At 37.6% G+C, this 26,704-nt stretch carries 18 protein-coding genes; 10 read left to right on the top strand and 8 right to left on the bottom strand.

Annotated features, from left to right (window positions below; translation table 11 throughout):
* Positions 1-281: 281 nt before the first annotated feature.
* The 4 genes from eboC to QM524_RS12130 all read right to left on the bottom strand — a co-directional run bounded on the left by eboC (position 282) and on the right by QM524_RS12130 (position 6,206).
* Positions 282-1,136 carry a UbiA-like protein EboC gene (eboC, locus tag QM524_RS12145; protein WP_283344799.1) on the bottom strand — a complete coding sequence of 285 codons (855 nt, stop codon included), beginning with the start codon at positions 1,134-1,136 and terminating at the stop codon, positions 282-284.
* A 287-nt stretch (positions 1,137-1,423) separates the two neighbouring features.
* Positions 1,424-2,443, bottom strand: a complete 1,020-nt coding sequence (locus QM524_RS12140) for a TatD family hydrolase (protein WP_283344798.1) — start codon at positions 2,441-2,443, stop codon at positions 1,424-1,426.
* Between the two features lie 70 nt (positions 2,444-2,513).
* Entirely contained in the window at positions 2,514-3,368 is an 855-nt protein-coding gene (locus tag QM524_RS12135; RefSeq protein ID WP_283344797.1) for an EboA domain-containing protein, read from the bottom strand.
* A 612-nt stretch (positions 3,369-3,980) separates the two neighbouring features.
* Positions 3,981-6,206, bottom strand: a complete 2,226-nt coding sequence (locus QM524_RS12130; protein ID WP_283344796.1) for a T9SS type A sorting domain-containing protein — start codon at positions 6,204-6,206, stop codon at positions 3,981-3,983.
* Between the two features lie 286 nt (positions 6,207-6,492).
* Here QM524_RS12130 and QM524_RS12125 point away from each other — a divergent pair, with 286 nt between their 5' ends.
* The 9 genes from QM524_RS12125 (at position 6,493) to QM524_RS12085 (ending at position 20,657) form a co-directional block, all read left to right on the top strand.
* Positions 6,493-7,803: a UDP-N-acetylmuramoyl-tripeptide--D-alanyl-D-alanine ligase gene (locus QM524_RS12125; RefSeq protein ID WP_310586448.1), complete on the top strand. Its 1,311-nt coding sequence runs from the start codon at positions 6,493-6,495 to the stop codon at positions 7,801-7,803.
* Positions 7,804-7,949: 146 nt separating this feature from the next.
* A complete protein-coding gene (locus QM524_RS12120) occupies positions 7,950-8,936 on the top strand; it encodes a hypothetical protein (protein WP_283344795.1) in 987 nt (328 codons plus the stop codon).
* Positions 8,937-9,300: 364 nt separating this feature from the next.
* On the top strand, positions 9,301-10,617 hold the full coding sequence (gene ahcY / locus QM524_RS12115) for an adenosylhomocysteinase (protein ID WP_095162385.1): 1,317 nt from the start codon (positions 9,301-9,303) through the stop codon (positions 10,615-10,617).
* Between the two features lie 257 nt (positions 10,618-10,874).
* Positions 10,875-12,518: an OmpA family protein gene (locus QM524_RS12110; protein ID WP_283344794.1), complete on the top strand. Its 1,644-nt coding sequence runs from the start codon at positions 10,875-10,877 to the stop codon at positions 12,516-12,518.
* Between the two features lie 251 nt (positions 12,519-12,769).
* The gene (locus tag QM524_RS12105; protein ID WP_283344793.1) at positions 12,770-13,681 is read left to right on the top strand and encodes a sugar phosphate isomerase/epimerase family protein; all 912 of its coding nucleotides are present in this window, start codon (positions 12,770-12,772) and stop codon (positions 13,679-13,681) included.
* 679 nt (positions 13,682-14,360) lie between these two features.
* Positions 14,361-15,593: a TCR/Tet family MFS transporter gene (locus QM524_RS12100; protein ID WP_283344792.1), complete on the top strand. Its 1,233-nt coding sequence runs from the start codon at positions 14,361-14,363 to the stop codon at positions 15,591-15,593.
* 262 nt (positions 15,594-15,855) lie between these two features.
* The gene (locus QM524_RS12095; protein WP_283344791.1) at positions 15,856-16,593 is read left to right on the top strand and encodes a LolA-like protein; all 738 of its coding nucleotides are present in this window, start codon (positions 15,856-15,858) and stop codon (positions 16,591-16,593) included.
* A gap of 204 nt (positions 16,594-16,797) precedes the next feature.
* Complete coding sequence (locus tag QM524_RS12090) at positions 16,798-17,823, top strand: quinone-dependent dihydroorotate dehydrogenase (RefSeq protein WP_283344790.1); 1,026 nt, start codon at positions 16,798-16,800, stop codon at positions 17,821-17,823.
* Between the two features lie 272 nt (positions 17,824-18,095).
* Complete coding sequence (locus QM524_RS12085; RefSeq protein WP_166579385.1) at positions 18,096-20,657, top strand: FtsK/SpoIIIE family DNA translocase; 2,562 nt, start codon at positions 18,096-18,098, stop codon at positions 20,655-20,657.
* Positions 20,658-20,757: 100 nt separating this feature from the next.
* On the opposite strand, the gene QM524_RS12080 is transcribed toward QM524_RS12085, so the two are convergent.
* A complete protein-coding gene (locus QM524_RS12080; RefSeq protein WP_283344789.1) occupies positions 20,758-22,857 on the bottom strand; it encodes an alpha-L-fucosidase in 2,100 nt (699 codons plus the stop codon).
* 310 nt (positions 22,858-23,167) lie between these two features.
* On the opposite strand from QM524_RS12080, the gene QM524_RS12075 reads away from it, so the two are divergent.
* The gene (locus QM524_RS12075; protein WP_283344788.1) at positions 23,168-24,439 is read left to right on the top strand and encodes an aminotransferase class V-fold PLP-dependent enzyme; all 1,272 of its coding nucleotides are present in this window, start codon (positions 23,168-23,170) and stop codon (positions 24,437-24,439) included.
* A 310-nt stretch (positions 24,440-24,749) separates the two neighbouring features.
* Here QM524_RS12075 and QM524_RS12070 read toward each other — a convergent pair whose 3' ends face one another.
* The 3 genes from QM524_RS12070 to QM524_RS12060 all read right to left on the bottom strand — a co-directional run bounded on the left by QM524_RS12070 (position 24,750) and on the right by QM524_RS12060 (position 26,531).
* Positions 24,750-25,181 (bottom strand): FKBP-type peptidyl-prolyl cis-trans isomerase, encoded by a 432-nt coding sequence (locus QM524_RS12070; protein ID WP_095162398.1) that lies wholly within the window; start codon positions 25,179-25,181, stop codon positions 24,750-24,752.
* 270 nt (positions 25,182-25,451) lie between these two features.
* The gene (locus QM524_RS12065; RefSeq protein ID WP_283344787.1) at positions 25,452-25,628 is read right to left on the bottom strand and encodes a FeoB-associated Cys-rich membrane protein; all 177 of its coding nucleotides are present in this window, start codon (positions 25,626-25,628) and stop codon (positions 25,452-25,454) included.
* A gap of 111 nt (positions 25,629-25,739) precedes the next feature.
* The gene (locus tag QM524_RS12060) at positions 25,740-26,531 is read right to left on the bottom strand and encodes an inositol monophosphatase family protein (protein ID WP_283344786.1); all 792 of its coding nucleotides are present in this window, start codon (positions 26,529-26,531) and stop codon (positions 25,740-25,742) included.
* Between the last annotated feature and the right edge of the window lie 173 nt (positions 26,532-26,704).

Genomic DNA, 26,704 nt, shown 5'->3' with positions numbered 1-26,704 from the left:
AATATTGTCGGGCGCTAAGTCATACAATTAACATGTGGTGATTTTTAGTGATGAATCGTGAATGATGAATTGTGAATTAAATTCAATTATTTGGCATTCGGCTTTCAGCTATGGGCTTTTCGGCAAAAATATTTCTTATGAATTCATAGAAGCTTTTCTACCTAATACTTATAGATGACCACCCAAAAACTAATAATTAAGTTTGACATATTGATGAGTTAAGATATTAGTAATCATAAATTTGCACTCACAATTCATCATTCACAATTCATCATTCACAATTACGTTACGGCAAACATTTTTGCCAAACGCATTGATAGTGGTAAAAGCAATACAACGATTAAAGTCTGAACAATATTTCCCGATAAACTCACCCAAGCAGCATCCATAATGATTAAAGATAACACGCCTGCTTTTACAGCTTTTCCGATATTGGGACCTATAGGAAGTTGAATAGCTTTGAATAATGGTTTTCCTATCAAGTAAAGATGGCTGGCTACCAAAATGGCTGTTAACCAAAGTGTTCCTCTTGTAAAAGATACATACAACTGCGCCGAACTCACCAGCAGATACAAGAGCGCTGCAAAGTATAGGATATTTTTGCTTCCTCCATGTACCTCACCACGACTTACCATCGTAATAGCTGCAATATATATAACAGGAATAATGGCTAAATATTGGAAATTTTGCCATTGTTCAGGCATTACACTCATGCCAAGTAACAGGTTAAAACCTCTGCATAGGCCCATGTTGACGGGACCTAAAAATGAATGATGTTTTCCCCATTTGTCATAAACTAAAGCTGCAATAGCGGTTATAATCGCAAAAATCGCACTTAAAGGACTTTGTAAATAGGCACTAATCACACCGATTAGTAACAAAATACTGCCTAACATGCTCGCCTCAGTAAGAGTCACTTTTTTGCTCGGAATCGCTCGTTCGGGACGTTCGATGGCATCCAGTTCGGCATCGAATACGTCGTTGAACACCACACCCCCTCCATACAATCCCAAGGTGGATATAGACAAGTATAGAACAGATTGTACATGAAAATAGTTTGTGTCAAACACAAAGTGTACAATACTCATACCTGCCAAAATGTCTGCGACCGCCGTTATCATATTCGCCGGTCGCATGAGTTGTAAATAATATTTAAGTTTCAATTTGTCTATTAAAGAAGTTAAAAACAGAGAATTGGTTTATGCGCTTTAGGCTGTTAGCCGTAGGCTATAGGCAAAAAGCTTTGGTTATTTCAGGAGAAATACTTTTCAAATTTAGCATAATGCCCAGCACCTTAGTAAGTAAGCAAAATAAAATTCAATTTTTGAGCTTTCGGCTTTCAGCTATGGGCATTCGGCAAAAACATATCTAAACAATTCAACACTCTTTGCCTTGTGCCTAATATACAATTCATCACTCCTACCTATCTAATCACTATCGCATTTTTATCGATACGTGGTTGTTGTCCTCCTCTCAAAATGGTATTTCCATTGAAAGTTTTACTTTGGTCAATAACCGTATTGTTCTCAAAATCCTCCACATTGATTTGACCACTTTGTGCAAATGCGTCGATGGCATTTTGATAAGTAACCATTTTGATGTCATGGGCCGAAATGCCTTTCATTTTCATCAAAGCGGCAGTTTTGGCAACGGCAAGTGGGTCGCTAATACCCCAGTCAGCCGCAGAATTAATCATGATTCTTTCAGAGCCATATTGTTTTACAATTTCTACCATTCTTTCGTTACCCATTTTGGTAAATGGATAAATCGTAAATGCTGCATAAAAACCTTGGTCGAGCACACTTTTTACGGTTTCCTCATTGTTGTGATCAATGATTACCATGTTGGGAGCAATACCATGTTCGAGCGCAATAGCCATACTACGCTCGGTACCTTTGCGTTTATCGCGGTGTGGCGTGTGAACTTGTACGGGTAAATTAGCTTCTTTGGCTAAATCTAATTGCCAACGATAATACTTTTCTTCTGCGGGAGTTTGGTCATCAAAACCAATTTCTCCAACACCAACCACGCCTTCTTTGTAAAGATATAGTGGCAAAATCTCCATGACTTGTTCTGCCAAGGGTTCGTTGTTGGCTTCACGAGAATTAAGCCCAATCGTACAATAATGTTTGATACCAAACTGTGACGAGCGGAATCTTTCCCAACCTACCAGACTGCTAAAGTAATCTTTGAATGTCGCCAAACCTGTGCGGGGTTGTCCCAACCAAAAAGCAGGTTCGATAATCGCCACAACACCAGCGTCGGCTAAGGCTTGATAGTCGTCGGTTGTACGTGAAGTCATGTGTATATGCGGGTCAAAAAACTTCATATCCTTTATATAATCCATGAAATTGGCCTGCACGTGTTGCGCAGTTACTTTCTCCTCTGCCGAACCTTCAAAGTGCGAAGGATTTTGTTGTATTTCTGAATGTTTATTACACATAATCGAATGAGTGAATTGAAAATGAGTGAGTTAGTGAGTTGCTTGCGTTTCCTTCTTATCTTTTGAGTCACTACACATAACACAGTTGATGAACCTCCAATTGCTTCCAGCTCAATTGTCCTTTTTGTACAGAAGCTCGTAATTGAGGGTAATTTTCTAACAAACTTTCAGCACCAGGAAATGATGTTTCGGAGCATACCAAAGCTGCTGCTGTTTGATTTTGGATGTCATTTGACTGAAAAAGTTTATCCAAATCAGCCAAAATTGTATCATTCATAAAATTGATTACCAAACGCCATACTTGTGCAGGCACTTTGCGGTCGGCTGCCCAGCGCTCATGTGCAAAGTCGGAAAGTGTTTCAGCAAGTTTGCGGTTAGCACGTTTTTCCAAGCCTACAATCAAATGAATAGGTTTATCATTAAAAATACATTTTAGCACCAATTGATTCCATGCTAGTTCTGAAAAATGTAGAAAAGGGTAAGGATTGCCAAATCCGATAGCATCAAAAACGACGCCCATATTAGAGCGAACAGCCTCTGTGGCTCTAAAAAGCCATTTTTCTGGATAGGACAATACTGGCAAGGCCGAATAAAGCGCTACTAATTCATTGATTTCGGCGGTATCAAAAAGCGTTTCTATATTTTTGACATATTCTTCACTTTGTTCGCTTGGAATATGCAATAGCAGATAAACACGTACCAATCTTTCTAAAGTCCATTCTTCAATTTGCCAATCTGGTACAACCGAATGAATTACCTTTTCGTCGACACGAATTGCTACTTTGCGAATAAATCTAGGCGCTGAAACAAAGGCTATTTGAATCGCTTTTACATCAGAATTAGCCTTAGTTTTAACCCACTCTAATTCTTTCTCATTTGCTGTGGCCTCAATAGCACTGAATAGTATATGTTGGATAGACGTCATCGTTTTGGGATAGTTTTATGACTCAGGGTTTTGGGGTTATCCAAAAGAAATCTTTTATGTGGACCAAAAACCTTTTCTTTCTTTTTGTAAAGATAAAAACATCTACTCAGCTTGGTGTCTTGTTTTTTAGGGAAAAACATCATTTATGACAATAATCAATGTTTATTTTTTTCCTATAAACTTAAGTTTTGGGTTTTAGGTACAAGTTAACAGGCACAAGGCAAAGCGAGTTAAATAATTTTTTAGTAACGATAGATACGTTTTTGCCGAATGCACATAGCTGAAAGCCGAAAGCTAAAAAATTAGATTTGATTTTGCGCACTAACTCAAAATCAAATGATTTATAACAAAATTAAATAGAAATAATTCAATTATTGTCCCTTTGTGAGAAAATAAATATAATGGCTAAATAGAGAGGTTAGTACAAAATTCCTTGTGTGCTCGTTATAGGTTTTTTGTAAAAATAGGAGGCATCCCAGATTTTGAGGAAATTTTAAACTTTGGCACTCAATTTTACTAAAACACTTGTAAACTGTATAAAAAAAGAAAGTCCAAGACTAAGTCTTGAACTAGGAGATTCAATTTTGTCCAGCTAAAAGCCATAGCCTAGCCCTAATTTCTCAAGATGATTTTAGAGGTTTGGGACTTTTTACCTGTTTCTATTTTGAGCAAATACATACCTGTGGGTAGTCCTTGCAAGTCGAAGACCTCTTCTGTATTGGCACGAACCATTCTTGTATTTTGGATAATACGACCGCTCAAGTCAATCAGCGTTGCCTGTGCATTTTCGGTCATTTTTACATAGACATACCTATTGGTGGGGTTTGGATAAACCTGACTAATTTGGTCTTGCTCAGTACCAGTAATGACCACCTTGGTAAGGTTTTTTAATACTCGTAATCCTCCCGTATTAGTACCAATGATTACATCAGGAAGCAAATCGTTGTCTAAATCTCCAATGGCAATTGTGGCATTTCCTCCAATCAATAAGTTTTCAGACTTATTACTAAAACTGTTGAATATCAGACTAGTATCTGCTACGAATTGATTGGTGTTTTGCTCTTGGAAACTTCTGTAAATACTCATATTACCCGTACGATTCCCAACAAGCAAATCAGTTTTTCCATCAAGATTGACATCACCTGTTGTCAGAAATATATTACCTGCAATATAATCTGTCTGAAGCTTGCCTAAGTTATCATTTTGTACCACATACTTAGGTGATTGATTACTTCCAGTATTTTGGATAAAACGAATATTTCCACGCGAGGTTCCATGTAAAATATCCATTTTCCCGTCTTTATCAAAGTCAAAAAAAGTAACAGATTCGCCAGCTAAAAAGTCTGTAAATGTGGGCAATAACACCGCGTTGCTCAACTGAATATTAAAAGCTTGATTACGAGCTGCCTTGTTGGGAATGTATCTTATTTCCATGCCTTTAGACGAATTAGAACTAAAGCCCAAATCATCGACACCATCGCCATTAATATCAGCCACGAAGGGACGAACATCCAACAATTGCATAGATTTTACGAGTCCCAAATAATCTGTATCTTTTACTTCGAACGTGTTATCGCCTTTATTTTCCAATAAAACCAAACCAGCTTTTACGCCAGTTAAGGTTATATTTCCGCTATATCCAATCACCAAATCTTTGTCGCCATCACCGTCAATATCGACCAAGACAGGAGAGGCGTTTTCTCCTAAATCGAGCATGGTATTTTGGAGAAAATTTTTACCCTGAAAATTCCAAATAGGCAAGTTATCTTTTCCTGTATTTTTATAAAACCATACAGATTGTTGAAAGTCAACAGTTCTTTCCGCACTGTCAAATCCGTTTGGTGCTGCCACTAAGTCTTTGATGCCGTCAAAATCGAGGTCTTCGAAATAGACTGCTGGAAATATAGGAAAATCAATGGCAGTGGTATTGGTGGGATACACATAGTTTGCCGACTTAAAAGAGGCGCGTTGTTGCGTACCCTGATTGATCAGCGCAGCAATATTGTTACAGGTGATATGTCCAAAAAGCACATCTTTTTTATTGTCACCATTTAAGTCAAGTAATAGCAAGGCATTGCCCGAATGAAGGACTTTTTGCGCACTAGGGTCTGTAGATTTTTGTCCAGCAGGTGTATCACCACAATCTATCCCAAACTGAAAATCTTGACATAATTGCTTGATAAAATCCCCCCAGCAATAACCGATTTTTACAAATTCGAGACGAGTTGGGTCGTTGTATTTCTCGACGGCATTATTTCTATGAAATTCGACAAAATCGCCCGAAGGATCAAATAATAAAACATCAATGTCGCCATCGTTATCGATGTCTGTAATCGCAGGAATATCGGTAGCGGTTACATTGAGATTGATTTTCCCTGAAAAACCGATGCTATAAAGTGGACTCGCAATCAATTGCCACGAAACCTTATCCGCAGTAGTGGTATTGCGGTACAATTTTAATCCTGCTGAGGAATGAGTAAACAAATCTTTTCGACCATCCTTGTCATAATCTACCAATAGCATCCAGTTTTGCAGTGTAGGGAATAACGTTTCGTATTGTGGTGCATATTGCCAATAATAGACTCCAGAAGTATTCTTGGTTGCCAAAAAAGTAAATACCTTCTGGGCAGTACGGTCATAAACGACTAAGTCTTCTGGACCCTCGTTGTTGAGCTGACAAGTCGAAAACTGTGGAGCATTCAAACCGCCCGCAAAGGCATTGACAAGGTTTTGTCCATTCTGAAGGATTTTTACTTGGTCGTTATACTTAAAAGAGATTTCTTGGGCATAAATTTGAATAGAAGACCAAACTATATAGAGCGTAAGTAATTTTTTCATTCGATATTTGTTTGCTTATTTCGTAGTTGAATTATACGAAATTCGATGAGTATTTAACAGATAACTAGTTTGTGAGGTTTAATTGATTATTAATCAGTATATTATTTTTTTTAACGAAAAGAAGAAAAAACCACCTTGTCTCAAAGACCCAATTGAATATAGAGATGGTTGCATGTTTTTTCAAAATAAAATAAAAAATAGCGTAGTCCTCACAACTACTTTTAGAGATTCTATTATTATCAAACCTTTTCTTCGGCAAATTGTTGATAACAACTAAACGACAAAAATGATGATTTCGGTTAGCGAATTATACCAAAAATACAAAGAATGTACTGGCGTATCTACCGATACCCGTAAGATTGATCAAGGAGTTTTGTTTGTGGCTCTGAAAGGACCCAACTTTGATGCCAACCAGTTTGCGACCCAAGCACTTGAAAAAGGTGCTGCATATGTGGTAGTTGATGACCCCGCTGTTGTTCAAAATGAACGTTATTTATTGGTCGAGGACGGTCTACTGGCTTTACAACAACTAGCCAATTACCATCGCAAACAGTTGAATATTCCTTTCGTGGGGCTCACTGGTTCAAATGGGAAAACCACCACTAAGGAGCTGATAAACTGTGTTTTATCCAAAAAGTATAAAACGTATGCAACGCTTGGAAACCTCAATAATCATATTGGAGTACCTTTAACAGTATTGGCGATTGATGATTCGATAGAGCTGGCGATTATCGAGATGGGTGCCAACAAGCAAGGCGATATTAAGGAATTAGCTGAAATTTGTGAGCCTACGCACGGCTTTATTACCAATATCGGAAAAGCACATTTAGAGGGTTTTGGTGGTGTTGAAGGCGTTAGAAAAGGAAAAGGTGAATTGTTTGATTTTTTATCAGAAAATCATAGAACAGTTTTTGTCAATGTTGCTTCAACTCCGACTTATGAAATGACGCAAGGCAAAAACTTTGCTGAGGTAATTACTTATAGTGCTGAGCCAAGTACTGATTTTGCTACCGTAGTAACCTTGACTGAAGAAATCCCTAGCGTGACGTTTGAAGACTCGGACGGACATGCTTACACCACTCATTTGACGGGTAAATACAATTTCTTCAATATGTGCGCTGCCATTCGCATAGGGCAATATTTTGGCATAGATACTCAAACTGCTTGTCAGGCAGTGGCTGACTATGTGCCAAATAATAACCGTTCGCAGTTTGTTGAAAAAGGAACAAATCTTGTTTTGATGGATGCGTACAATGCAAACCCATCTTCAATGAATGCCGCTATTACCAATTTCAATAATTTGAAGGCAGATAAAAAAATGGTGATTTTGGGTGATATGTTCGAACTAGGCGAGGAGGCAGAAGCAGAGCATAAAGCTATCGGAGAACTCTTGAAAAATTGTCAATTTGACTATATTCTTTTGGCAGGAAAATTGATGGAATCCGCTGTGTCTCAGTTACCCATCATGAAGGTGCATTATTTCCCAGACAAGTTTGGTTTGCACGTATGGTTGCAAGACCATAAAGTTGAAAATACCCATATTCTCGTGAAAGGTTCGAGAGGAATGGGCTTAGAAAGTGTATTACAGTTTTTGTAAATTAATATGCTTTAGGCTGTAAGCTGTGGGCATTAGGCAAAAAAGTTTATATTCTTTCATGAAAAAAACATTTAACTTTTTGCTTACGGCATATAGCTTACAGCCTAAAGTGTTACAGTGCAATTTCTCTAACTTTGTTTGAAAATATGAGTAATGATTCGTTTAAAGAACTAAGAGGTCCTAATCAGGGTGTCAATGGAATGCTGCGAGCAGGTATTGCTGTCGTGTCGGTGGTAGCTGCGGTGTTGCTATACATGGTGATTCAAAGCAATGATATTAAAAAAAGTCAACAAGAAGTCATCGAAGAAAAAGTTGTACAGTTGGCCGAGACTCGTATCAAGCTAGATTCTATTATGCATCAATTGGATAGTAAGATTGCAGAGATTCAAGAACTGGGAGGAGATATATCTGAGCTACAAAAAGCCAAAGCTAAGTTGGAGCTGGATAAGGCTCAACTACTCAAAAATACTTCTGAAGAAATTGCGAGTATTAAGGCTACGTATCAGGCTAAAATTTTGAATTATGAGTCACTACTAACTGTTAAAGAGCAGGAAATACAGCGTTTGCGTGCAGAGAATACCGAGTTGGCATCTCAAAATGAAGATCTTAGTGAGGAGAACACTAGTCTAAAATCTGAGAAATCCGCTCTCGCCAATACTGCTGCTCGAATACGCGCCCAAAAAGAGGATGCGGATATTCGGAATAAGGCATTAGCCGAAAAAGTCTCACGTGCGACAGCCTTAAAAACGGAGTTTGTGAAAATTACAGGTATCAATCAAAAAGGCAGAGAATTTGATGACAGAAGAATGAGAAATGACAAATTAGCTCGTCTCAAAATTTCTTTTATGTTAGCCAAAAATGAATTGACTGAGCACGAAAAGAAAACCATTTTCATTCGTATTCTCGATCCAGATGGGTCAACACTTTTTGATGCGGCAACAGGCTCAGGTAGTTTTATTTTTGAAGGCAAAGATTACGCTTACACCACCAAGGCTGATATTTATTACGATAATATCAATCAATTCGTAGAAGTTGCCTACCACAGAGGCACGGCATATCGTTCGGGTAAATATACGGTTGAGTTGTTTGCCGAAGGTTTTAAAATCGGAATTGGCGGTTTTGAGATTAAGTAGGTATTCATGGAAGACTCACCAAAAAAAAGCACAATACAAGTCAAAGAGTTTTATTGATTTGTATTGTGCTTTTTCATTTTATAAAACGCCGTATCATGAATTAAATAAATTATCTTTAATACTGTATGTTTTTAGATAATTTATCAAAAATATAAGTATTTATGTTTTATAATTTCTATTTTTTGATTCAATACCAAATGATTTATTGGTTTGCTTTTTAAATCTTCTTAAAACCTACTAATTTTGTACTTTATAAAGAATTGAGTAAATAATCAAAAAACAATATAGCTATTTAAGTGGCTGAGATAGAGTTTTTTAAATGCTTAATTTTTCAAGTATTAGAAATAATAAAAGTAAAAAATAAATGTCAACTACAACACAACCGTACACTCCGTACAAAGTAAAAGACATCGCCCTTGCTGATTGGGGTCGCAAAGAAATTCGTTTGGCTGAAGCTGAAATGCCAGGTTTGATGGCGCTTCGTGCTGAATATGGTGAGTCTAAGCCATTGGCTGGTGCTCGCATCGCAGGATGTTTGCACATGACTATCCAAACTGCTGTATTGATTGAGACATTGGTAGCTTTGGGTGCTGATGTAACTTGGTCTTCTTGTAACATCTTCTCTACACAAGATCACGCTGCTGCTGCTATTGCTGCTGCGGGTATCCCAGTTTATGCTTGGAAAGGTATGAACGAAGAAGAGTTCAACTGGTGTATCGAACAAACTTTGTTCTTTGGCGAAGATCGTCAACCTTTGAACATGATTTTGGATGACGGTGGTGACTTGACTAACATGGTATTTGATAACTACCCAGAATTGATTGGTGGTATCAAAGGTTTGTCTGAAGAAACTACAACAGGTGTTCACCGTTTGTATGAGCGTTTGAAAAATGGTACATTGTATTTACCAGCTATCAACGTTAACGACTCAGTTACAAAATCTAAATTTGATAACAAATACGGTTGTAAAGAATCATTAGTTGACTCAATCCGTCGTGCGACTGACTTGATGTTGGCGGGTAAAGTAGCTGTAGTTGCTGGTTATGGTGACGTAGGTAAAGGTTCTGCTGAATCATTGCGTGGTGCTGGTTGCCGTGTGTTAGTAACTGAAATCGACCCAATCTGTGCGCTTCAAGCGGCAATGGACGGTTTTGAAGTAGTTACAATGGACGAAGCTGCTACTCGTGCAAACATTTTTGTAACAGCTACAGGTAACGTAAACATTATCAAAGGTCGTCATTTCTTAGCAATGAAAGACAAAGCGGTAGTTTGTAACATCGGTCACTTCGATAACGAAATCGATATGGCTTGGTTGAACGGAACTTACGGCGCTACTAAACAACAAATCAAACCACAAGTTGATTTGTACACTGTAGAAGGAAAAGAAATCATTGTATTGGCTGAAGGTCGCTTAGTGAACTTAGGTTGTGCAATGGGTCATCCTTCTTTTGTAATGTCTAACTCATTCTGTAACCAAACTTTGGCTCAATTAGAGTTGTGGTTGAACACAGACAAATATGAGAAAAACGTATATATCCTTCCAAAACACCTAGATGAGAAAGTAGCGAAATTGCACTTAGCTCACATCGGTGCTAAATTGGAAGTATTAGACGAAGAGCAAGCTGCTTATATCGGCGTAACAGTAGAAGGTCCATTCAAATCTGACTTGTACCGTTACTAGGATTCTGTCCTAAAACGACCTATATATCAAAGCCTCAATTACTTCGGTAGTTGGGGCTTTGTACTTTCATGCATAAGTATCCAAATATTTTGAATTTATTCAAGAAGTCTACTAAATTTGGACAAATTCTCCCTTATCCTATCTATTAAAAAATCAAACTTATTATTGTTCTTTAACCTCCGAAAAAAGAATTCTTAGGATTTGGACACTACTAAATCTTAAGTAGCTTTCGATTCGTTTGAATCGATAAGTTTTACATGAACCCAATACCTCAAATTATATACTCTGTTGCACAACCACTTACCTATTTGTTGAGTGAATTACTGATTTTTTACTTTGTGCTTTATATGAAAGGTATTTTACATTGTGCTTGCTTTATTTTTTTATTGGTCACCTGTGAAGATCCGATATGGGGGAAAAATTTCGCTGCTGATTCTGTCAAAAAGGAAACAGAGCAGGCTTATACGCCGTCTTCACTAACACTTCGTTTGAGAGATAAACATTCCCGAAAATATATTTTTGGTCAATTCATCGTACAGTATGAGAATGGTCAAAAGACACTTATCGAAACTGCTTCTACGCATGTTGTCACTTTTACAAAAGAAACAAAACTGACAATCATCGCCCAATCAGAAGGCTATCAGAATCAACAACGAACCTTCCAAATTTTACTGGCTCCATTCGGAAAACATTATGAATTTGAAGCATTAATGGAAAAAGCAGTGGGCGTTATTCGTGTCAATGCCATTGACGCAGAGTCGAAGAAGAATGTCAAAAAAGTAAATTATATTGTCAAAAATATCGATACTGAAGAGTTACAAAAGTACCTAGCTATCAGTACAGAAGGCATAGTATATTTGAATTTGTTTGATTCACCTCTCAAATATGAACTCGAAATTTCGGCAAAAGGCTATGAACCACAAACTATCAAATTAGACTCCTCAAGTCTCGACAGAGTACTAAATTATATGTTGACACCAGTCAAAAAAGCGAGTGTAGTCATTCCCGTAGTGGCACAAGACCAGCTTACCAAAGATTTGATTCCTGTATTTGAGGTGGTTTCAACAAACTTAAAATTGACTGAAACCAAGCCCTACAAAGTACTTTTGGTAGATGGTGATGAAATAGATGTTGAAATAGCTGCTAAAGAATATCAAACCTATGCTAAGCATTTTGTCGTGACGGATACCCTTTTGAATCTTTCAAAATTGATTATTCCCCTCGAACGAAAAAGCTACACATTTCTCCTGAAATCCTGGGAAGATCAAGAGCTGACAGAACATATTCAGGCTTCGTACAAAGTATTCAATTTAGAGACGAATACCATGCTACCCCTAGCTTTTCAAGGATTATTTCCAATGGTCGAGTTACTTCCTTTCAAAGAATACAGTATTCATGTAGTTGCCAATGGCTACGAGCCTGTTATTGCTCGTTTCGCTCCTTTGAATTTTATAAAGAATAAACAATTTTCCATAGATTTTATTCTAAAAAAGAAAAAAGTAATAGCCAAAGCAGAACCTAATCTCGTTATTCAATCAAAGGAGTTTGGGGTTATCGAAAAGGGTCGAGCTATTACTTTGCGTAATTTATATTTCGACCAAAGTAGTCCTGTTTTACGAAAAGAATCATTTCAAGAATTAGATTCATTGGTCAATCTTTTGAGAGATAATCCAAGTCTCAAACTCGAAATACGGGGTCATACCGACAATGTGGGAGATTTTAACTTAAATCTAAAATTATCACAAGACCGTTGCCAGTCAGTCATAGGCTATTTAGTGACAAAAGGTATTCAAGCGGATAGACTGAAGGCGGTCGGACGTGGGCCTCTAGACCCCGTTGTACCAAATTCGACAGAAGAAAATAAAAAGAAAAATCGCCGTGTAGAGTTTATCCGACAGTGATATGATGGCAGATTTGGGAATGTTTGATTTCGGATTTCTAACTTACTATTTTACATTATTTCCGAAATCAGCAATCCCCAATCAGCAATAATAAAAAAATTACATTCACAATTCACCACTCACAATTCAGCACTATTATTTGATGGTGCTATGTAATACTTTAAATTATAAACTCAGAAAAAAGCTTTTCCCTGAAAATCAGTATAAAAGCCATCTAGTTTACTTTTTCGAGAAACAAACTTACTACCTTTATGTCTACTTCAAACCGTCGTCAGTTTTTAGCTGACTTAACTATGATTGGGGCTGCTTCTATGCTCTCACAATCGCTTTTTGCTGCAAAACCATCATCTATCAAAATTGCCTATTCTGCTATTACTTGGGGAGGGAAAGACCTTAATGCCATGCAGGATATTGCTTCTTTGGGATTCAAAGGAATTCAGCTTCGTGCCAATGCTTATGATAATTATAAAACGAAAGTTCAGGAGTTAAAAGACTTATTGAGTCAGCATCATCTATCATTAGCCATGTTTTCGAGTGGTAATGTAGAGGTTGATCCAGCTCGTATTTCAAGCAATGTGGATTACCACGTGGCACATGCGAGTTTTGTAAAAGCATTAGGTGGTGATGCGCTTCAATTGACTAATAGTCTGCGAAAAAATAACCAAGCACCAACCAAAGATGAGTTGAAAGCTTTGGCAAAAGTGATGAACCAAATTGGAGAACAAACAGCTGACTTGGGTGTTCAAACTACCTATCACAATCACATGCACCAATGGGGCGAAACACCAGAAGAAGTAGATATTTTGATGCAAGAAACGAATCCAAAATTTGTGAAAATGCTTTTGGATGTGGCGCATTATCACCAAGGAGGAGGCGTACCTGCCAAGGCAGTTGAGCAATATAAAGACCGATTATTTGCACTACATATCAAAGATGTGAAATCACCTCTAGCAGATAAACCAGAACCTAAAGCCTATAAGTTTGTGGAGTTAGGACAAGGAAACGTGGATTTGCCAGCGGTATTTAAGGCTTTAGAAAAAGTTAAATTTAACCGTTGGGCTGTGGTTGAGTTGGATGGGGTACCCGAACCAAATCGCACACCTCTTGAATCAGCGACTATCAGCAAAGCCTATTTGAATGATAAATTGAAACAAAAAATATAGAATTTTTGAGCGTATCTGAGTGATATTAAATATCCAATTGAGTGATTTAGAGGTTGAGCGAATGAGTGATTATTTTAAAAATCTGTATTCTAGCGGTAGAGACGCAATGCTTGCGTCTTCAGTTGAGTCATCCCAAATTTTGACATTTGAGTTATTAACCAACTGGTTATCAAAAAATAAGATCGAAAAAATAATTTCGGTCGCATTTTTAAGCTAAAATTCTAATTGACAAATCTTTAGACGCAAAGCATTGCGTCTCTACTAGAAAATGTAGATTAAAAATAATCACTCATTCGCTCAACCACTAAATCACTCAATATAGAAATACCTCATGTTTTTGCCTTTTTCTACAAAAACACCTATCTTGCAGGGTTTTCAAAACCAACATATTATGAATTAACTATTTCCTCTAAGGTTTTGGTGTAGGCATTGGATAACCCTATCTAGTACACCCATTAGCTGACTTCTGACAGCGAGAATGCCCTTTCGAATATTCTTTACAATACATTTTCGGTAATTATTAGCTTTTTGATTTTAAGATAAGATACTTGTGATCTCATGAAAAACTATCATGCGAAATGATACTGTAATTCATGCTATCATAGCGACGTATGGTCGTGTCTTATTAAAAAGTTAATGTTCTGAAAAGCCTTAAACAATCGCTAAACACTTCGTCGTTATGTCTGACAAGCGCAACCCTGCCATTATTTTTATTTTTATCACCATGCTCATTGATGTTCTTGGTATTGGTATTATCATTCCAATTTTACCAGACTTAATTGAGGAATTTGTTGGAGGAGGAACCTCCAATGCCGCTATTTATGGTTCAATGCTAATGGCATCTTATGCTGTAATGCAATTTTTGTTATCGCCTGTTATAGGTGGTTTGAGCGACCAATATGGTCGTCGCCCGATTATTTTAGCATCATTATTGGGCTTCTCGGTAGATTATCTATTATTGGCTTTTGCCCCTAATATTACTTGGTTATTTGTGGGTCGTTTGATTGCAGGCGTTACAGGAGCGAGCTTCACTACTGCAAGTGCATATATTGCCGATATCACCAAACCAGAAGACCGTGCCAAAAATTTTGGAATGGTCGGTGCTGCATTTGGTCTCGGTTTTATTATTGGGCCTGTCATTGGGGGTGTTTTGGGCGAAATTCATATCAAATTGCCATTTTTTGCTTCGGCAGGACTAACGGCCATTAATTGGCTATATGGGTATTTTATTTTACCAGAATCTTTACCCAAAGAAAACCGTCGTCCCTTTGATTGGCGTCGCTCGAATCCAATAGGAACCTTGTCGAACATGACCAAATATCCTCTATTGTTTGGCTTGTCTATCGCGTTATTCTGTATCCAATTGGCGGGACAAACCAATCCTAGTACATGGGCATATTACACCAAACTCGTATTTCATTGGACTAAAACAGAGATTGGCTTGTCCCTAGGCTTTGCTGGCGTGGCAGTTGCTATTGTACAAGGGTTTTTGAGTCGAAAAATTATACCCAAACTTGGAGAGAAAAAATCTATCTTGGTTGGATTAGCCTTTTGGTCGGCTGGCTTTTTCTTATATTCTATAGCTTGGAAAGGTTGGATGATGTACGTTGTGATGATGCCTTTTGCCATGGGGGGTATTGCAGGGCCTGCAATACAATCGGTTATGACACAGCAGGTTGGAGCCGATGAGCAAGGCGAGTTACAAGGTGGAATTACCAGTATATTTAGTATGACCTCCATCTTGGGACCTATTATTGCTTCTAATTTATTCAGCTATTTTTCTTCACCCAATGCTCCAATTTATTTTCCTGGGGCAGCATTTTTTTCGGGATCGGTGTTGGCAGCTCTTGGACTTGTGATTGCGTATTTATCTTTTCCCAAAAAGAAAGTACAACCATCCGTCAGCGAATAATACGTTTTGTCCTAATTCCGTTTGATAAGTAGCAATAAATAAAGTAGCTTTCAAGCAGGAATTGGAGCTCAAAGGTTTGATTGAGGTAAGCCATAGGTTTAAATAGTATTTTGAAAAAATCATGATTACATTTCTGCCAAAAGCCTAATTGTTCAATCTGATTATGAATGTAAGATGTTGATAATTAAAAAAACATTCACAATTCACAACTCATAATTCAGCACTAATACTTAATACCTTATTAACTAAAACTAAGCAAAAAATGAAGGTTTCAAAATTTTTAGTCTCTGCACTAGTTGTTGTCGCAACCACAGTGTCATCAATGGCTCAAACAGCCGAAGAAATAGCAAAAAAACATATCGAAGCTATTGGTGGAGCAGAAAAATGGAAAGCCATTAAAGGCATCGAAATCAAGAATCGTATGTCTATAGGTGGGATGGACGTGGAGTCTAAATCTATTATTTTGGTAGGGAAGGGACTTCGTACTGAGGCATCTGTGATGGGGCAAAAAATAATAACAGCATTAGACGGAGATCAAGGCTGGACCATTCTTCCGTCTATGATGGGAGGTACTGGCGAACCTCAAGAATTACCGAATGCAGTGGCAAAACAAACTAAAGGTCAAATGAATTTTGGCGGCGCACTAATCGATTACGTTGAAAAAGGAGCTACGCTTGAATTGGTTGGCAAAGAAAAAGTTGACAATGTGGAGGCGTATCGTTTGAAATTGACAGAAAAAAATGGTGATGTAACCAATGTATTCGTTTCGCCATCGACATATTATATTGTTAAAACTACTGCCAGCAGAGTGATTAATGCAAAAAGTACAGATATTGAATTGTCTTTTTCAAATTTTAAAGCAGTAGACGGTTTGATTTTTCCATTCACTACCGAAATTCCATCACCGATGGGAGGAGGTCAAATGACAATGGAAGTTGATTCTATCAAATTGAATCCAACAATAGATGAAGCAATTTTCAAAAAACCTTCAAAAAAGTAAAATAGAGGATTTTTACTCTAAAATTCTGGTTTGAACCCATGAATGAGGAAAAACTTTTCTATTTGACCAAAACAATTTCAAAACCTCATAGCTAAATCCAAAAGCTGTGAGGTTTTTGTTTGCCCTTTTTGTAATTTTGTTATTGTAATAAATCTTAAAAAGTCCTCCAATCCTTAGGATCAGGGCGCAGATTCTGACAATATAATGTATAAACTTTTTTTACAGCCACTCTTATTTCGTTTTGATGCCGAGAAGGCTCACTATTTTACTTTCGATTTAATAAAGGCATTATTCAAAATCCCTTTTTTTTCAACCATTTTCAAAGCTATTTATCAGTATGAAAATCCTACTTTGGAAAAAACGGTATTTGGGTTAAAATTTAAAAATCCAGTTGGCTTAGCGGCTGGTTTGGATAAAAATGCGGTATTAGTAGATGAACTTTCTGCGATGGGTTTTGGCTTTGTAGAAATAGGAACACTTACCCCAAAACCTCAGCCCGGTAATGACAAGCCTCGTTTGTTTCGTTTGAAGGCAGACGAAGCCTTAATCAACCGAATGGGTTTTAATAACGATGGTGTAAAGGAAGCGGCAGCACGTTTGAAAAAGCGCAATAGTAATGTCTTGATTGGTGGAAATATTGGTAAAAATAAAGTTACACCAAACGAAGAAGCAGTGAATGATTATATGATTTGCTTCAACGAACTGTTCGATGTGGTTGACTATTTTGTGGTAAATGTAAGCTCGCCCAATACGCCAAACTTGAGAGCTTTGCAAGAAAAAGAACCTTTGAAGGATTTGTTACAAACTTTGCAAAAAGATAATGAACGTCGTCCGAAACAAAAGCCAATTTTGTTGAAAATTGCACCAGATTTGACCGAATCGCAATTGGATGATATTATTGAAATTGTACAAGAAACTAAAATCGCTGGAGTTATTGCCACTAATACCACTATTTCAAGAGAAGGCTTACAATCTTCTGAAGAATTAGTTAAAGAAATGGGAGGATTGAGTGGAAAACCCGTAACCAAACGCTCAACAGAAGTGATTCGTTATTTATCACAAAAATCAGGAAAAGCATTTCCTATCATTGGTGTAGGAGGTATTCATTCTCCAGAAGATGCTGAAGAGAAACTAAACGCTGGTGCTGATTTGGTTCAAGTATATACAGGTTTCATTTACGAAGGTCCAGGACTGGTAAGTAGAATTAATCGTTATTTGGCGAAGAAGTAAGTAAAGGGTTCAGGCAAGGAGGCATAAGGCATTAGTGTAAAGTATGACTGATTTCTTCTCTTCTAATCTATAATAATACTGTTTTTTCCTTAAAGAATTGTGTAGAACTAATTTGATTTTGAGGCAAGTTGTTACCAAAAATTCAACTCAAAACTCATCACTCTTAACTCTGCACTCATGGTAGTTTCCTTACTCTAATCCGATTTGAGAGGTTGAAATAACTCAAATCATCATTTCGAAGGGCGAACATACTTCGAAATATTTAAAATGTTATGGCTAGAAATATTCCCAAAGACCCAGAGCAAAACCGACCTAAGGAAAAAGCTCGTTCAGCTTCGCCAAGCCCATTCAAACTAGATTTTGGGGGCTCAGGTGTGGAACGTGCTCGTTTACTGATTGGTGGTGTTTTGGTATTGTTTTCCGTATTTATGTTTTTCTCATTTTTCTCGCACCTTTTTACAGGCAAAGCAGATCAAAGTGAGATACATAACTCATTGTCAAGTTTGGCAGAAACAGGTAAGAAAACCAAAAACTTTTTTGGCGTATTTGGTGCAAAATTGGCAGACCTATTAGTGCTTCGCTACTTTGGTGTTTCGGCTTTTTGGCTGGTGCCAATGACATTTTTTACAGGAGTACAAATCGGACTAAAAAGAAGCCTTGTTAATTTAGAAAGATTTACCAAACTGTCTATTTTCGGTATTTTGTGGGGAAGTACCTTCTTAGGCTTTTGGGTATATACTTTTCATATTGCCGATAACTGGAGTGATTTGTGTGGGGGCATGGGATACTATCTCAACGAGTATATGGATAGTCTCATGGGACCATTCACGATTTTTGTCATATTATTTCTACTAATACTCTTTATCTCGTTTTTCTATGGTACTGAAGTTTTGGTGGAATTTATGGAAAAGTTGTTATCTCCCTCTGAAACATCAGTCGAAGCTGATGAAGAGCAAAATGCAGATGATATTAGCCAAGCTAAAAATATTCGTAGAGTACGAGATGACCTCGAAAATACAGCTAAAGGTGCAAAGAATACCCTAAAAGTACCAGAGCCAGAGTTTGAGGATGATGATTTGCTGACAAGAGAAGATAATGCGGATGAAGAGAGCATAAGACCGTATTTGCCACCAATTGTAGAAGCAAAAGCCAATGCCGCAACCCAAACGATTAGCCCTGCAAGTACTGCTAGAAAAGAGGTTTCTTTAACGATAGAAAATACTTTGGAAGGGGACTTGCCTGAGACAATCGACGAAATCGAGGAGGATATTCCTGTTACAGAAACCTCAAAAGACGAAGCCAGCGATGAGCTAGTCAAACGATTTGGCTTATATGACCCGACTTTGGATTTACCTAATTATCAGTTCCCATCCGTTTCTTTGTTGAAGGACTATGACATGGGTAAAGCTCAGGTTTCTCAAGAAGAATTGAAGGCAAATTCGAATAAGATTGTTGATACACTTGGACATTATGGTATTGGTATTGCCGATATCAAGGCTACAATTGGCCCAACAGTAACGCTTTATGAGATTATTCCTGATGCAGGGGTTCGGATTTCGAAAATCAAAAACCTCGAAGATGATATTTCCTTAGCATTGGCAGCCTTAGGAATTCGTATTATTGCGCCTATTCCAGGAAAAGGAACCATTGGTATTGAGGTACCAAACAAAAACCGTGAAATGGTGCCTGTAAAGATGGTGATTGGCTCTGAAAAATTCCAAAAATCAACCGCTGATTTGCCAATTGTATTAGGTAAAACCATTAGTAATGACATATTTATGACCGATTTAGCCAAAATGCCTCACTTGTTGATGGCAGGGGCAACTGGTCAAGGTAAGTCGGTAGGATTGAACATGATTCTGACTTCATTGTTGTACAAAAAGCATCCATCACAACTAAAATTTGTATTAGTTGACCCGAAAAAGGTAGAATTGACGCTTTTCAATAAAATCGAACGTCATTTCTTGGCTATGCTTCCCAACGCCGCTGAAGCAATTATTACCGATACCAAGAAGGTAGTAAATACCCTCAATTCCTTGTGTATCGAAATGGATAATCGTTACAATTTGTTGAAAGATGCAGGTTGCCGTAACTTGAAAGAATATAACGCCAAGTTTGTCAATCGTCGATTAAATCCAGATAAAGGGCACTATTTTATGCCATACATCGTGTTGGTAGTCGATGAGCTTGCTGACTTGATGATGACTGCAGGTAAGGAAGTAGAACAACCTATTGCTCGTTTGGCGCAGTTGGCTCGTGCTATTGGGATTCACTTAGTTATTGCCACGCAGCGTCCATCTGTAAACGTTATTACAGGTACAATTAAGGCTAACTTTCCAGCTCGTTTGTCGTTTAAAGTGACCTCTAAAATTGACTCAAGAACTATTTTGGATACAGGTGGAGCCGAACAATTAGTCGGAATGGGGGATATGCTACTTTCGACAGGGTCTGATATTATTCGTTTACAATGTGCCTTTGTAGATACCCCAGAAGTAGAAGATGTATGTGAATTTATTGGGGAACAAAGTGGCTACGATTCAGCGTATTTGTTACCAGAATTTGAAGGTGACTCTGGCGGTGGAAATGAAAAAGGTGATTTTGACTCGAAAGATAAAGATGAATATTTTGAAGAGGCTGCAAGGTTGATAGTGACTCACCAACAAGGCTCAACATCACTAATCCAACGTCGTTTAAAATTAGGCTATAACCGCGCTGGACGCATCATCGATCAACTTGAAAAAGCTGGCGTTGTAGGCCCATTTGAAGGCTCAAAAGCACGTGAAGTATATATAAAAGACTTAGATGCACTTGAAAAAATGTTGAGAGATTTATAGTAGAGTTAGTGATTTGTGATTGAGTGAATGAGTGATTATTTAATGTATCTTAAAATAATCACTCATTCACTCAACCACTAAATCACTCAATTAAAGATGTCTACTTCGTTATCACATCCAATTCAGCATAGCCTGCCCAATTATCGTTTTTCGTGTTCTTTAAAGCCGTAAACTTGATAAACTTGGCTTTACTCGGAGCAAAGGTTTTGACTTGCAAAAGAGGATTATTCTTAATGTTTGAAAACTCTCCTTCGTTTACTATTGACCAATTAATTCCATCTAACGAAACAGAAAACTGGTATTTTGCAATGACGCCGTCTGTGCTTTGCCAAGGTAAATACTTAAATCCTGTAAGCGTAATGTCTTTTCCTAAATCAATAACCAAATCAGCAGGAAGTGTTTGTGTTTTGGCTTGATACCAAGCTGTATGAGCATTTCCATCGATTACTTTATACACTTTTTCATCTGCGATACCCATAATTTTCCAGTCCTTTTTCACAATGTCAAACTTTTCCTCAGCTATTTCCGAACTCTTTTTAGTACTGGCTTCTACTGCTATAGCTTTTACTGTCACTTTGCCATTTGTTTGAATAGTTCCAGCATATTTTGCCGACTTTGTGGTTGGCGTACTACCATTAAGCGTGTAGTACACAAGTGATTCTGGATCATCGGCTTTGATGGTCACTTCTCCTGCTTGATTTCTCTTAATACTCGGTGCTGTTAGTATCTGAGGCGCATTATAAATTCCAATGTTCGAAATCAATGGGCAAGCTTTGGCATCCAAAATCGTAAAGCGAACTTTACTAGCTTTTACGGTTGGGAAAACTAGAATTCGTTTGTAGCCAATAGTGGTTTGTTGGGCTAATTCTTTCCAATTGCCATCAATCAAAGCCTCTATTTTAAAAGATTTCACTCGTTGCCCTAAGCGAATATATTCCTGTGCCATAAAGCGATTAAAGACGGTTGGTTTGCCCAAATCTATCGTAATCGAGGCATTTGTGATACCTTCATCGGTAGCCCAATAGGTATTTTTGTCACCATCCAATGCTTTAGAGGCATTAAACATCAAGGCGTTTTCTCTGGTATTTGTTACAGTGGCTTTTTTGTTTTGCGCCAAATTGACCGAGTAAGCTTCTTTTACCGCCTTAGCCAATGCTTTTACCGCTTTTTCATCGTTTTCATGAATCAAACCTCTTTTATCAATAGGAAAATTGAGTAACAAGGTCCCATTTCTACCGATAGAATGATGATAGGTATTCATTAAGTCGGGTAATGTTTTGACACGACTATCTTCATATTCATGATAAAACCACCCTGGTCGAGTTGACGTGTTGACTTCTCCTGGCACCCAAACTTCACCGTTTTCTACACCATGACGTAGCATATCTTCGGGCACATCACCTTTGGCATTGAGCAAACTCCAGTTTTTCTCACCAACATATCCTTCTTCTGTTCCTACCCAACGAAGGTCAGCACGGTCGCCACCATCGTTCCAAATAACAATTTTAGGTTGTAATTCACGGATGAGTTTGTAGGTATTAGACCAGTCATAATAGGTTGTTCTATCAATCTTTCGTGTTCCTCGTGTACCACCATAATAACCATCACCACCGTTAGCGCCATCAAACCAAATCTCAAAAATATCTCCATATTGAGTCATCAATTCTCGTAATTGATTTCTGAAATAAGTAATGTATTCTGGCTTACCATAGTCTGCAAAGTTTCTATCCCAAGGAGAAAGATAAATCCCTAATTTGAGTCCGTATTCTTTACAAGCTTTTGCCAAGTCGCCAACAATATCACCTTTCCCATTTTTCCAAGGAGAATTTTTAACTGAATATTCTGTGTATTTAGAAGGCCACAAACAAAATCCAGAGTGGTGTTTTGCCGTGATGATAATGCCTTTCATACCTGCTTCTTTACATACTCTAGCCCACTGACGGCAGTCTAATTGTGTTGGATTAAAAATCTTTGGATCATCGTCACCAAATCCCCATTCTTGATTGGTATAAGTATTGGTCGAAAAATGCACGAAGGCATAATATTCCATTTCCTGCCATTTGAGCTGGTTTTCGGTAGGAACTGCTCCTACTGCCTGTGGAATACTTTGGGAAGTACTGATGCTTGAATAGGAGGATAGCAATGCTGTGGTAAGACAAAAACTGGCTATTTGAGAGGTAATAATACTTTTAAAGGTCATATAGTTTTTAATTAAATTGGGAATATGATAATGAAATAGCAATAATAAATTAGTAGTGAGAGAAGGATTATCAAAACCATTTATTTCCGAAATCAGAAATCCCAAATCTGCAATAGTTTGGAATCCTTCGTACAGCCCTAATTATAAATCACTTTCTATATAGTAAATCTCTTGACGACTTATACTCATTTCGTTTATTCAACCTATCTTTTTTAGAAAGAAAGTAAAGGAAGTTATAAGTTAACCGCATAATCCGCTAACTTATACACTAATAACGTCTAACATAACTAAATTAATTTTTTATAAAAGCATGAAACCTTACCTCTCCAAACGCCAGTTTCTCAAAAACCTCACAGGTGTTGCTGTATTATCACAGACTAATTTATCTGATTTGATTCGACTCCATGAACATTTACCTGCGGAAAAATTAGCAGAAGATGAACAGTTTTGGACAAAAATTCGAGAAGCTTATGAGGTGCCTAAAGACTTTATTCATTTAGAAAATGGCTATTACTCAATTACAGCCAAACCTGTTATGCAAAAATATTTGGCACATATTCAGGCTGTCAATAAAGTATCCTCATATTATATGCGAACTCGTCAGTTTGATGATAAAATGATTTCTCGAAAAAAATTAGCTGATTTATTGGGCTGCTCGTTCGAAGAATTGATTATCACCAGAAACACTACAGAATCTTTAGATACCATTATTGCAGGTTTTGATTGGAAACCAGGCGATGAAGCACTCATGGCCGAGCATGATTATGGTGCCATGTTGGATATGTTTAAGCTCCAAGCCAAACGGCATGGCTTGACAAATAAGGTAATTTCAGTGCCCTTGCATCCCAAATCAGATGAAGAAATTGTGGAAGTTTATGAAAAAGCGATTACGCCCAAGACTCGACTATTAATGGTGTGTCATTTGATAAATATTACAGGACAAATTTTGCCTATCAAGAAAATCACAGAAATGGCGCATCGTCATGGGGTAGAGGTTATGGTAGACGGCGCTCATGCTTTTGCTCATTTGGATTTTAAAATTGACGATTTAGGTGGCGTAGATTATTATGGAAGTAGCCTGCACAAATGGTTGGGAAATCCACTCGGAGCAGGTATTTTGTATGTTCGTAAAGACAAAATAAAGCCCGTTTGGCAAATGATTGGCGATATGGGTTACAAGGATGAAGATATTAGAAAACTCAATCATACAGGTACGCATCCTGTGGCTACAGACTTGGCGATTGTTGATGCCATCGATTTTCATAATATGATAGGCGTAGCCAGAAAAGAGGCTAGATTAAGATATTTACAAGAATATTGGACGAAAAAAGTTCGTAATATTCCCAATATCATTGTGAATACCCCCGAAGAATCACACCGAGCTTGTGGAATTGCCAATGTGGGTATTAAAGGAATGAACCCTGCAGACTTAGCCAAGAAGTTAATGGAGGAATACAAAATCTTTACCGTAGCTATCGGTTACGCAGGAGTTTTTGGTGTAAGAGTTACGCCTCATTTATATATTACCACCAAAGATTTAGATGCTTTTGTAGAGGCATTGAAGCAATTGGCTAAAATGTAAAAAGTATTAATGCAAAATAAAATTGCATTAATAGGCTTTAAGCAGTAAGCCGTAGGCATTAGGCAAGTACAAGGTATGCTTATTTCGTGAGAAATACTTTTTGAATTTTAGCTTAATGCCTAGAGCTTAAAGCGGGTAAAATTATTTTAATTTTGCCCACTAATCTAAGCTGTAGTGATGAATTATGAAGGTAAGATAAAGCGTAAGTACATAAGCTTATTTTGCCCACTAACTTAGTTTTCAAAGTTTTACATTCACAATTCATCACTCAAAACTCATCACTCTTTAATAGTCTATTTGAATGAAGTGATTAGCCGATCGCCACCAATTCAATATCAAAAATCAAATCTTTTCCAGCTAATGGGTGGTTTGCATCCAATGTGATGTGTGTATCTGTAACTTCAGTTACCACAACTGGCATTACTTGACCAGTACCATCTTGATGCATATTCAACTGCATACCTACTTCGTAAGGAATGTCAGCAGGAATTTCGTTGCGAGGGAACATTGCCATGTACTCAGGATTTACTGGACCGTATGCCTCATCTACTGGAATATGAACAGTTTTTTTGTCTCCGATAGTCATACCAGTAATACCATTATCGAAACCAGCAATCACCATACCAGTACCTAGTTCAAATACTAGAGGTTCACGACCTTCTGAGCTATCGAAAATAGTACCATCTGTTAATTTACCTGTGTAATGGACGCTAACTTTATCGCCCGATTTTGCTTGTGCCATTTGATTATTTATTATGTAAATGCGAGTATTTTTTGTTTTGCAACAAACTCCTTTTTACTCAAAGATGGTAGTTTATTTTTAAAAATTAAAATATCGGAGAAGGAAGTTGATTGGAAATAGATGATAAGATTTGTATGTTGTTGATTTACAGTTGGTTACTTTGGTGTAGTAAGCTAATATGTAAATGGCGTATGATTATTTTGATAATTAATAAAATAATTTAAAGGAGACATTGGCAAGGCTCGAGGCTTTGCCAATGTCAACGAGTAGTTAGATGGTCTTGTGATTTTCCATTTGTGCTATGATTTTATCAGCATCGAGCGCTGCGCAAGACCCACAACCTTTACTACATCCTGCTGTATTTTTAGGATTAAAATTGTTCCAAACCAATCGCACTAAATAGGCGATAGCAGCAAGAAAAATAAGTGCTATAATGATATTTTCCATTGTGTGACGGGTTAAGATGGATAAGTTTTGAGTTAGAAAAAAGGTACTTTGAAAATTATTGGTTTACTCCATTTTCAATTCTTTAAATCCACATATCTTCAATTCACCTAGCTATTTCCAGTGTTTTTGAATGACCTCCTTCAGTTCATGAAACGCACCGCATGCGGCAATTAGTTCACGACCAAAGATAAAATCGTTGCCACCTTTAAAATCACTTACGATTCCTCCTGCTTCTTGCACAATGAGTGTTCCTGCTGCTACATCCCATGGTTTGAGATTGTATTCAAAAAAGCCTTCAAAACGTCCACAAGCTGTGTAAGCCAAGTCCACAGCTGCCGAACCCATACGGCGCAAACCATGTGATTTTTGCATCAATTCCTTCAAAATAGCCAAATATTGGTCTGTTTGTTTGAAATCATAATACGGAAATCCTGTTGCCAAAAGGCTATCTTTCAGGTGATTGGCTGATGACACTTTGATAGGTTTTCCATCCAAATAGGCGCCACCGCCCAGCCACGCAGTAAAACATTCTTCACGGTTGATTTCCATCACAACACCACTCACGATGTTGTCGTGGTGCATGAGCGCAATCGAGATAGCAAAAACTGGCAAACCGTGCATATAATTCGTGGTTCCGTCCACAGGGTCCACAATCCAAGCATATTCTTGGTCTTCAGTACGTTCGGCAGTACCTTCTTCGGCAATAAAGCCAGCTTCAGGCAAAATTTGTCTGAGCCCTTCTACCAAACGAATTTCGGTTTCTTTATCAACATATGAAACCAAATCGTTGAGTCCTTTGTATTCGATACTATCTCTAGAAAATTCAGAAGCAGCTTCTTTCACAAACAAAGCTGTTTTGCGTGTCAATAAAGCTACCTGTTCGGTAATGTGTTGTAGGTTCATTTTTTTTGAGTGTACAGGGAACAGGCACAAAGGCACAAAGTGAATGAATGGTTTAAAACGGGTGAGCCAAAGAAAAACACTTTGTGCCTTTGCCACTTTGTGCCTCGTTTCTTAGTTTTTTCTCCAATCTAAACTAATTGCGCTTTGTCGCTGTTGTTTTTAAAGGATAAGGT

Origin of the sequence: Flectobacillus roseus, assembly GCF_030056595.1 — a bacterium.
Classification (GTDB): Bacteria; Bacteroidota; Bacteroidia; order Cytophagales; family Spirosomataceae; genus Flectobacillus; species Flectobacillus roseus.
This window is presented reverse-complemented; position numbering and strand designations above follow the sequence as displayed.

Excerpts from the sequence above, each read along its gene's own strand:
- eboC (WP_283344799.1), bottom strand. The coding sequence starts at position 1,136 with ATGCGACCGGCGAATATGATAACGGCGGTCGCAGACATTTTGGCAGGT.
- QM524_RS12140 (WP_283344798.1), bottom strand. The coding sequence starts at position 2,443 with ATGTGTAATAAACATTCAGAAATACAACAAAATCCTTCGCACTTTGAA.
- QM524_RS12135 (WP_283344797.1), bottom strand. The coding sequence starts at position 3,368 with ATGACGTCTATCCAACATATACTATTCAGTGCTATTGAGGCCACAGCA.
- QM524_RS12130 (WP_283344796.1), bottom strand. The coding sequence starts at position 6,206 with ATGAAAAAATTACTTACGCTCTATATAGTTTGGTCTTCTATTCAAATT.
- QM524_RS12125 (WP_310586448.1), top strand. The coding sequence starts at position 6,493 with ATGATGATTTCGGTTAGCGAATTATACCAAAAATACAAAGAATGTACT.
- QM524_RS12120 (WP_283344795.1), top strand. The coding sequence starts at position 7,950 with ATGAGTAATGATTCGTTTAAAGAACTAAGAGGTCCTAATCAGGGTGTC.
- ahcY (WP_095162385.1), top strand. The coding sequence starts at position 9,301 with ATGTCAACTACAACACAACCGTACACTCCGTACAAAGTAAAAGACATC.
- QM524_RS12110 (WP_283344794.1), top strand. The coding sequence starts at position 10,875 with ATGAACCCAATACCTCAAATTATATACTCTGTTGCACAACCACTTACC.
- QM524_RS12105 (WP_283344793.1), top strand. The coding sequence starts at position 12,770 with ATGTCTACTTCAAACCGTCGTCAGTTTTTAGCTGACTTAACTATGATT.
- QM524_RS12100 (WP_283344792.1), top strand. The coding sequence starts at position 14,361 with ATGTCTGACAAGCGCAACCCTGCCATTATTTTTATTTTTATCACCATG.
- QM524_RS12095 (WP_283344791.1), top strand. The coding sequence starts at position 15,856 with ATGAAGGTTTCAAAATTTTTAGTCTCTGCACTAGTTGTTGTCGCAACC.
- QM524_RS12090 (WP_283344790.1), top strand. The coding sequence starts at position 16,798 with ATGTATAAACTTTTTTTACAGCCACTCTTATTTCGTTTTGATGCCGAG.
- QM524_RS12085 (WP_166579385.1), top strand. The coding sequence starts at position 18,096 with ATGGCTAGAAATATTCCCAAAGACCCAGAGCAAAACCGACCTAAGGAA.
- QM524_RS12080 (WP_283344789.1), bottom strand. The coding sequence starts at position 22,857 with ATGACCTTTAAAAGTATTATTACCTCTCAAATAGCCAGTTTTTGTCTT.
- QM524_RS12075 (WP_283344788.1), top strand. The coding sequence starts at position 23,168 with ATGAAACCTTACCTCTCCAAACGCCAGTTTCTCAAAAACCTCACAGGT.
- QM524_RS12070 (WP_095162398.1), bottom strand. The coding sequence starts at position 25,181 with ATGGCACAAGCAAAATCGGGCGATAAAGTTAGCGTCCATTACACAGGT.
- QM524_RS12065 (WP_283344787.1), bottom strand. The coding sequence starts at position 25,628 with ATGGAAAATATCATTATAGCACTTATTTTTCTTGCTGCTATCGCCTAT.
- QM524_RS12060 (WP_283344786.1), bottom strand. The coding sequence starts at position 26,531 with ATGAACCTACAACACATTACCGAACAGGTAGCTTTATTGACACGCAAA.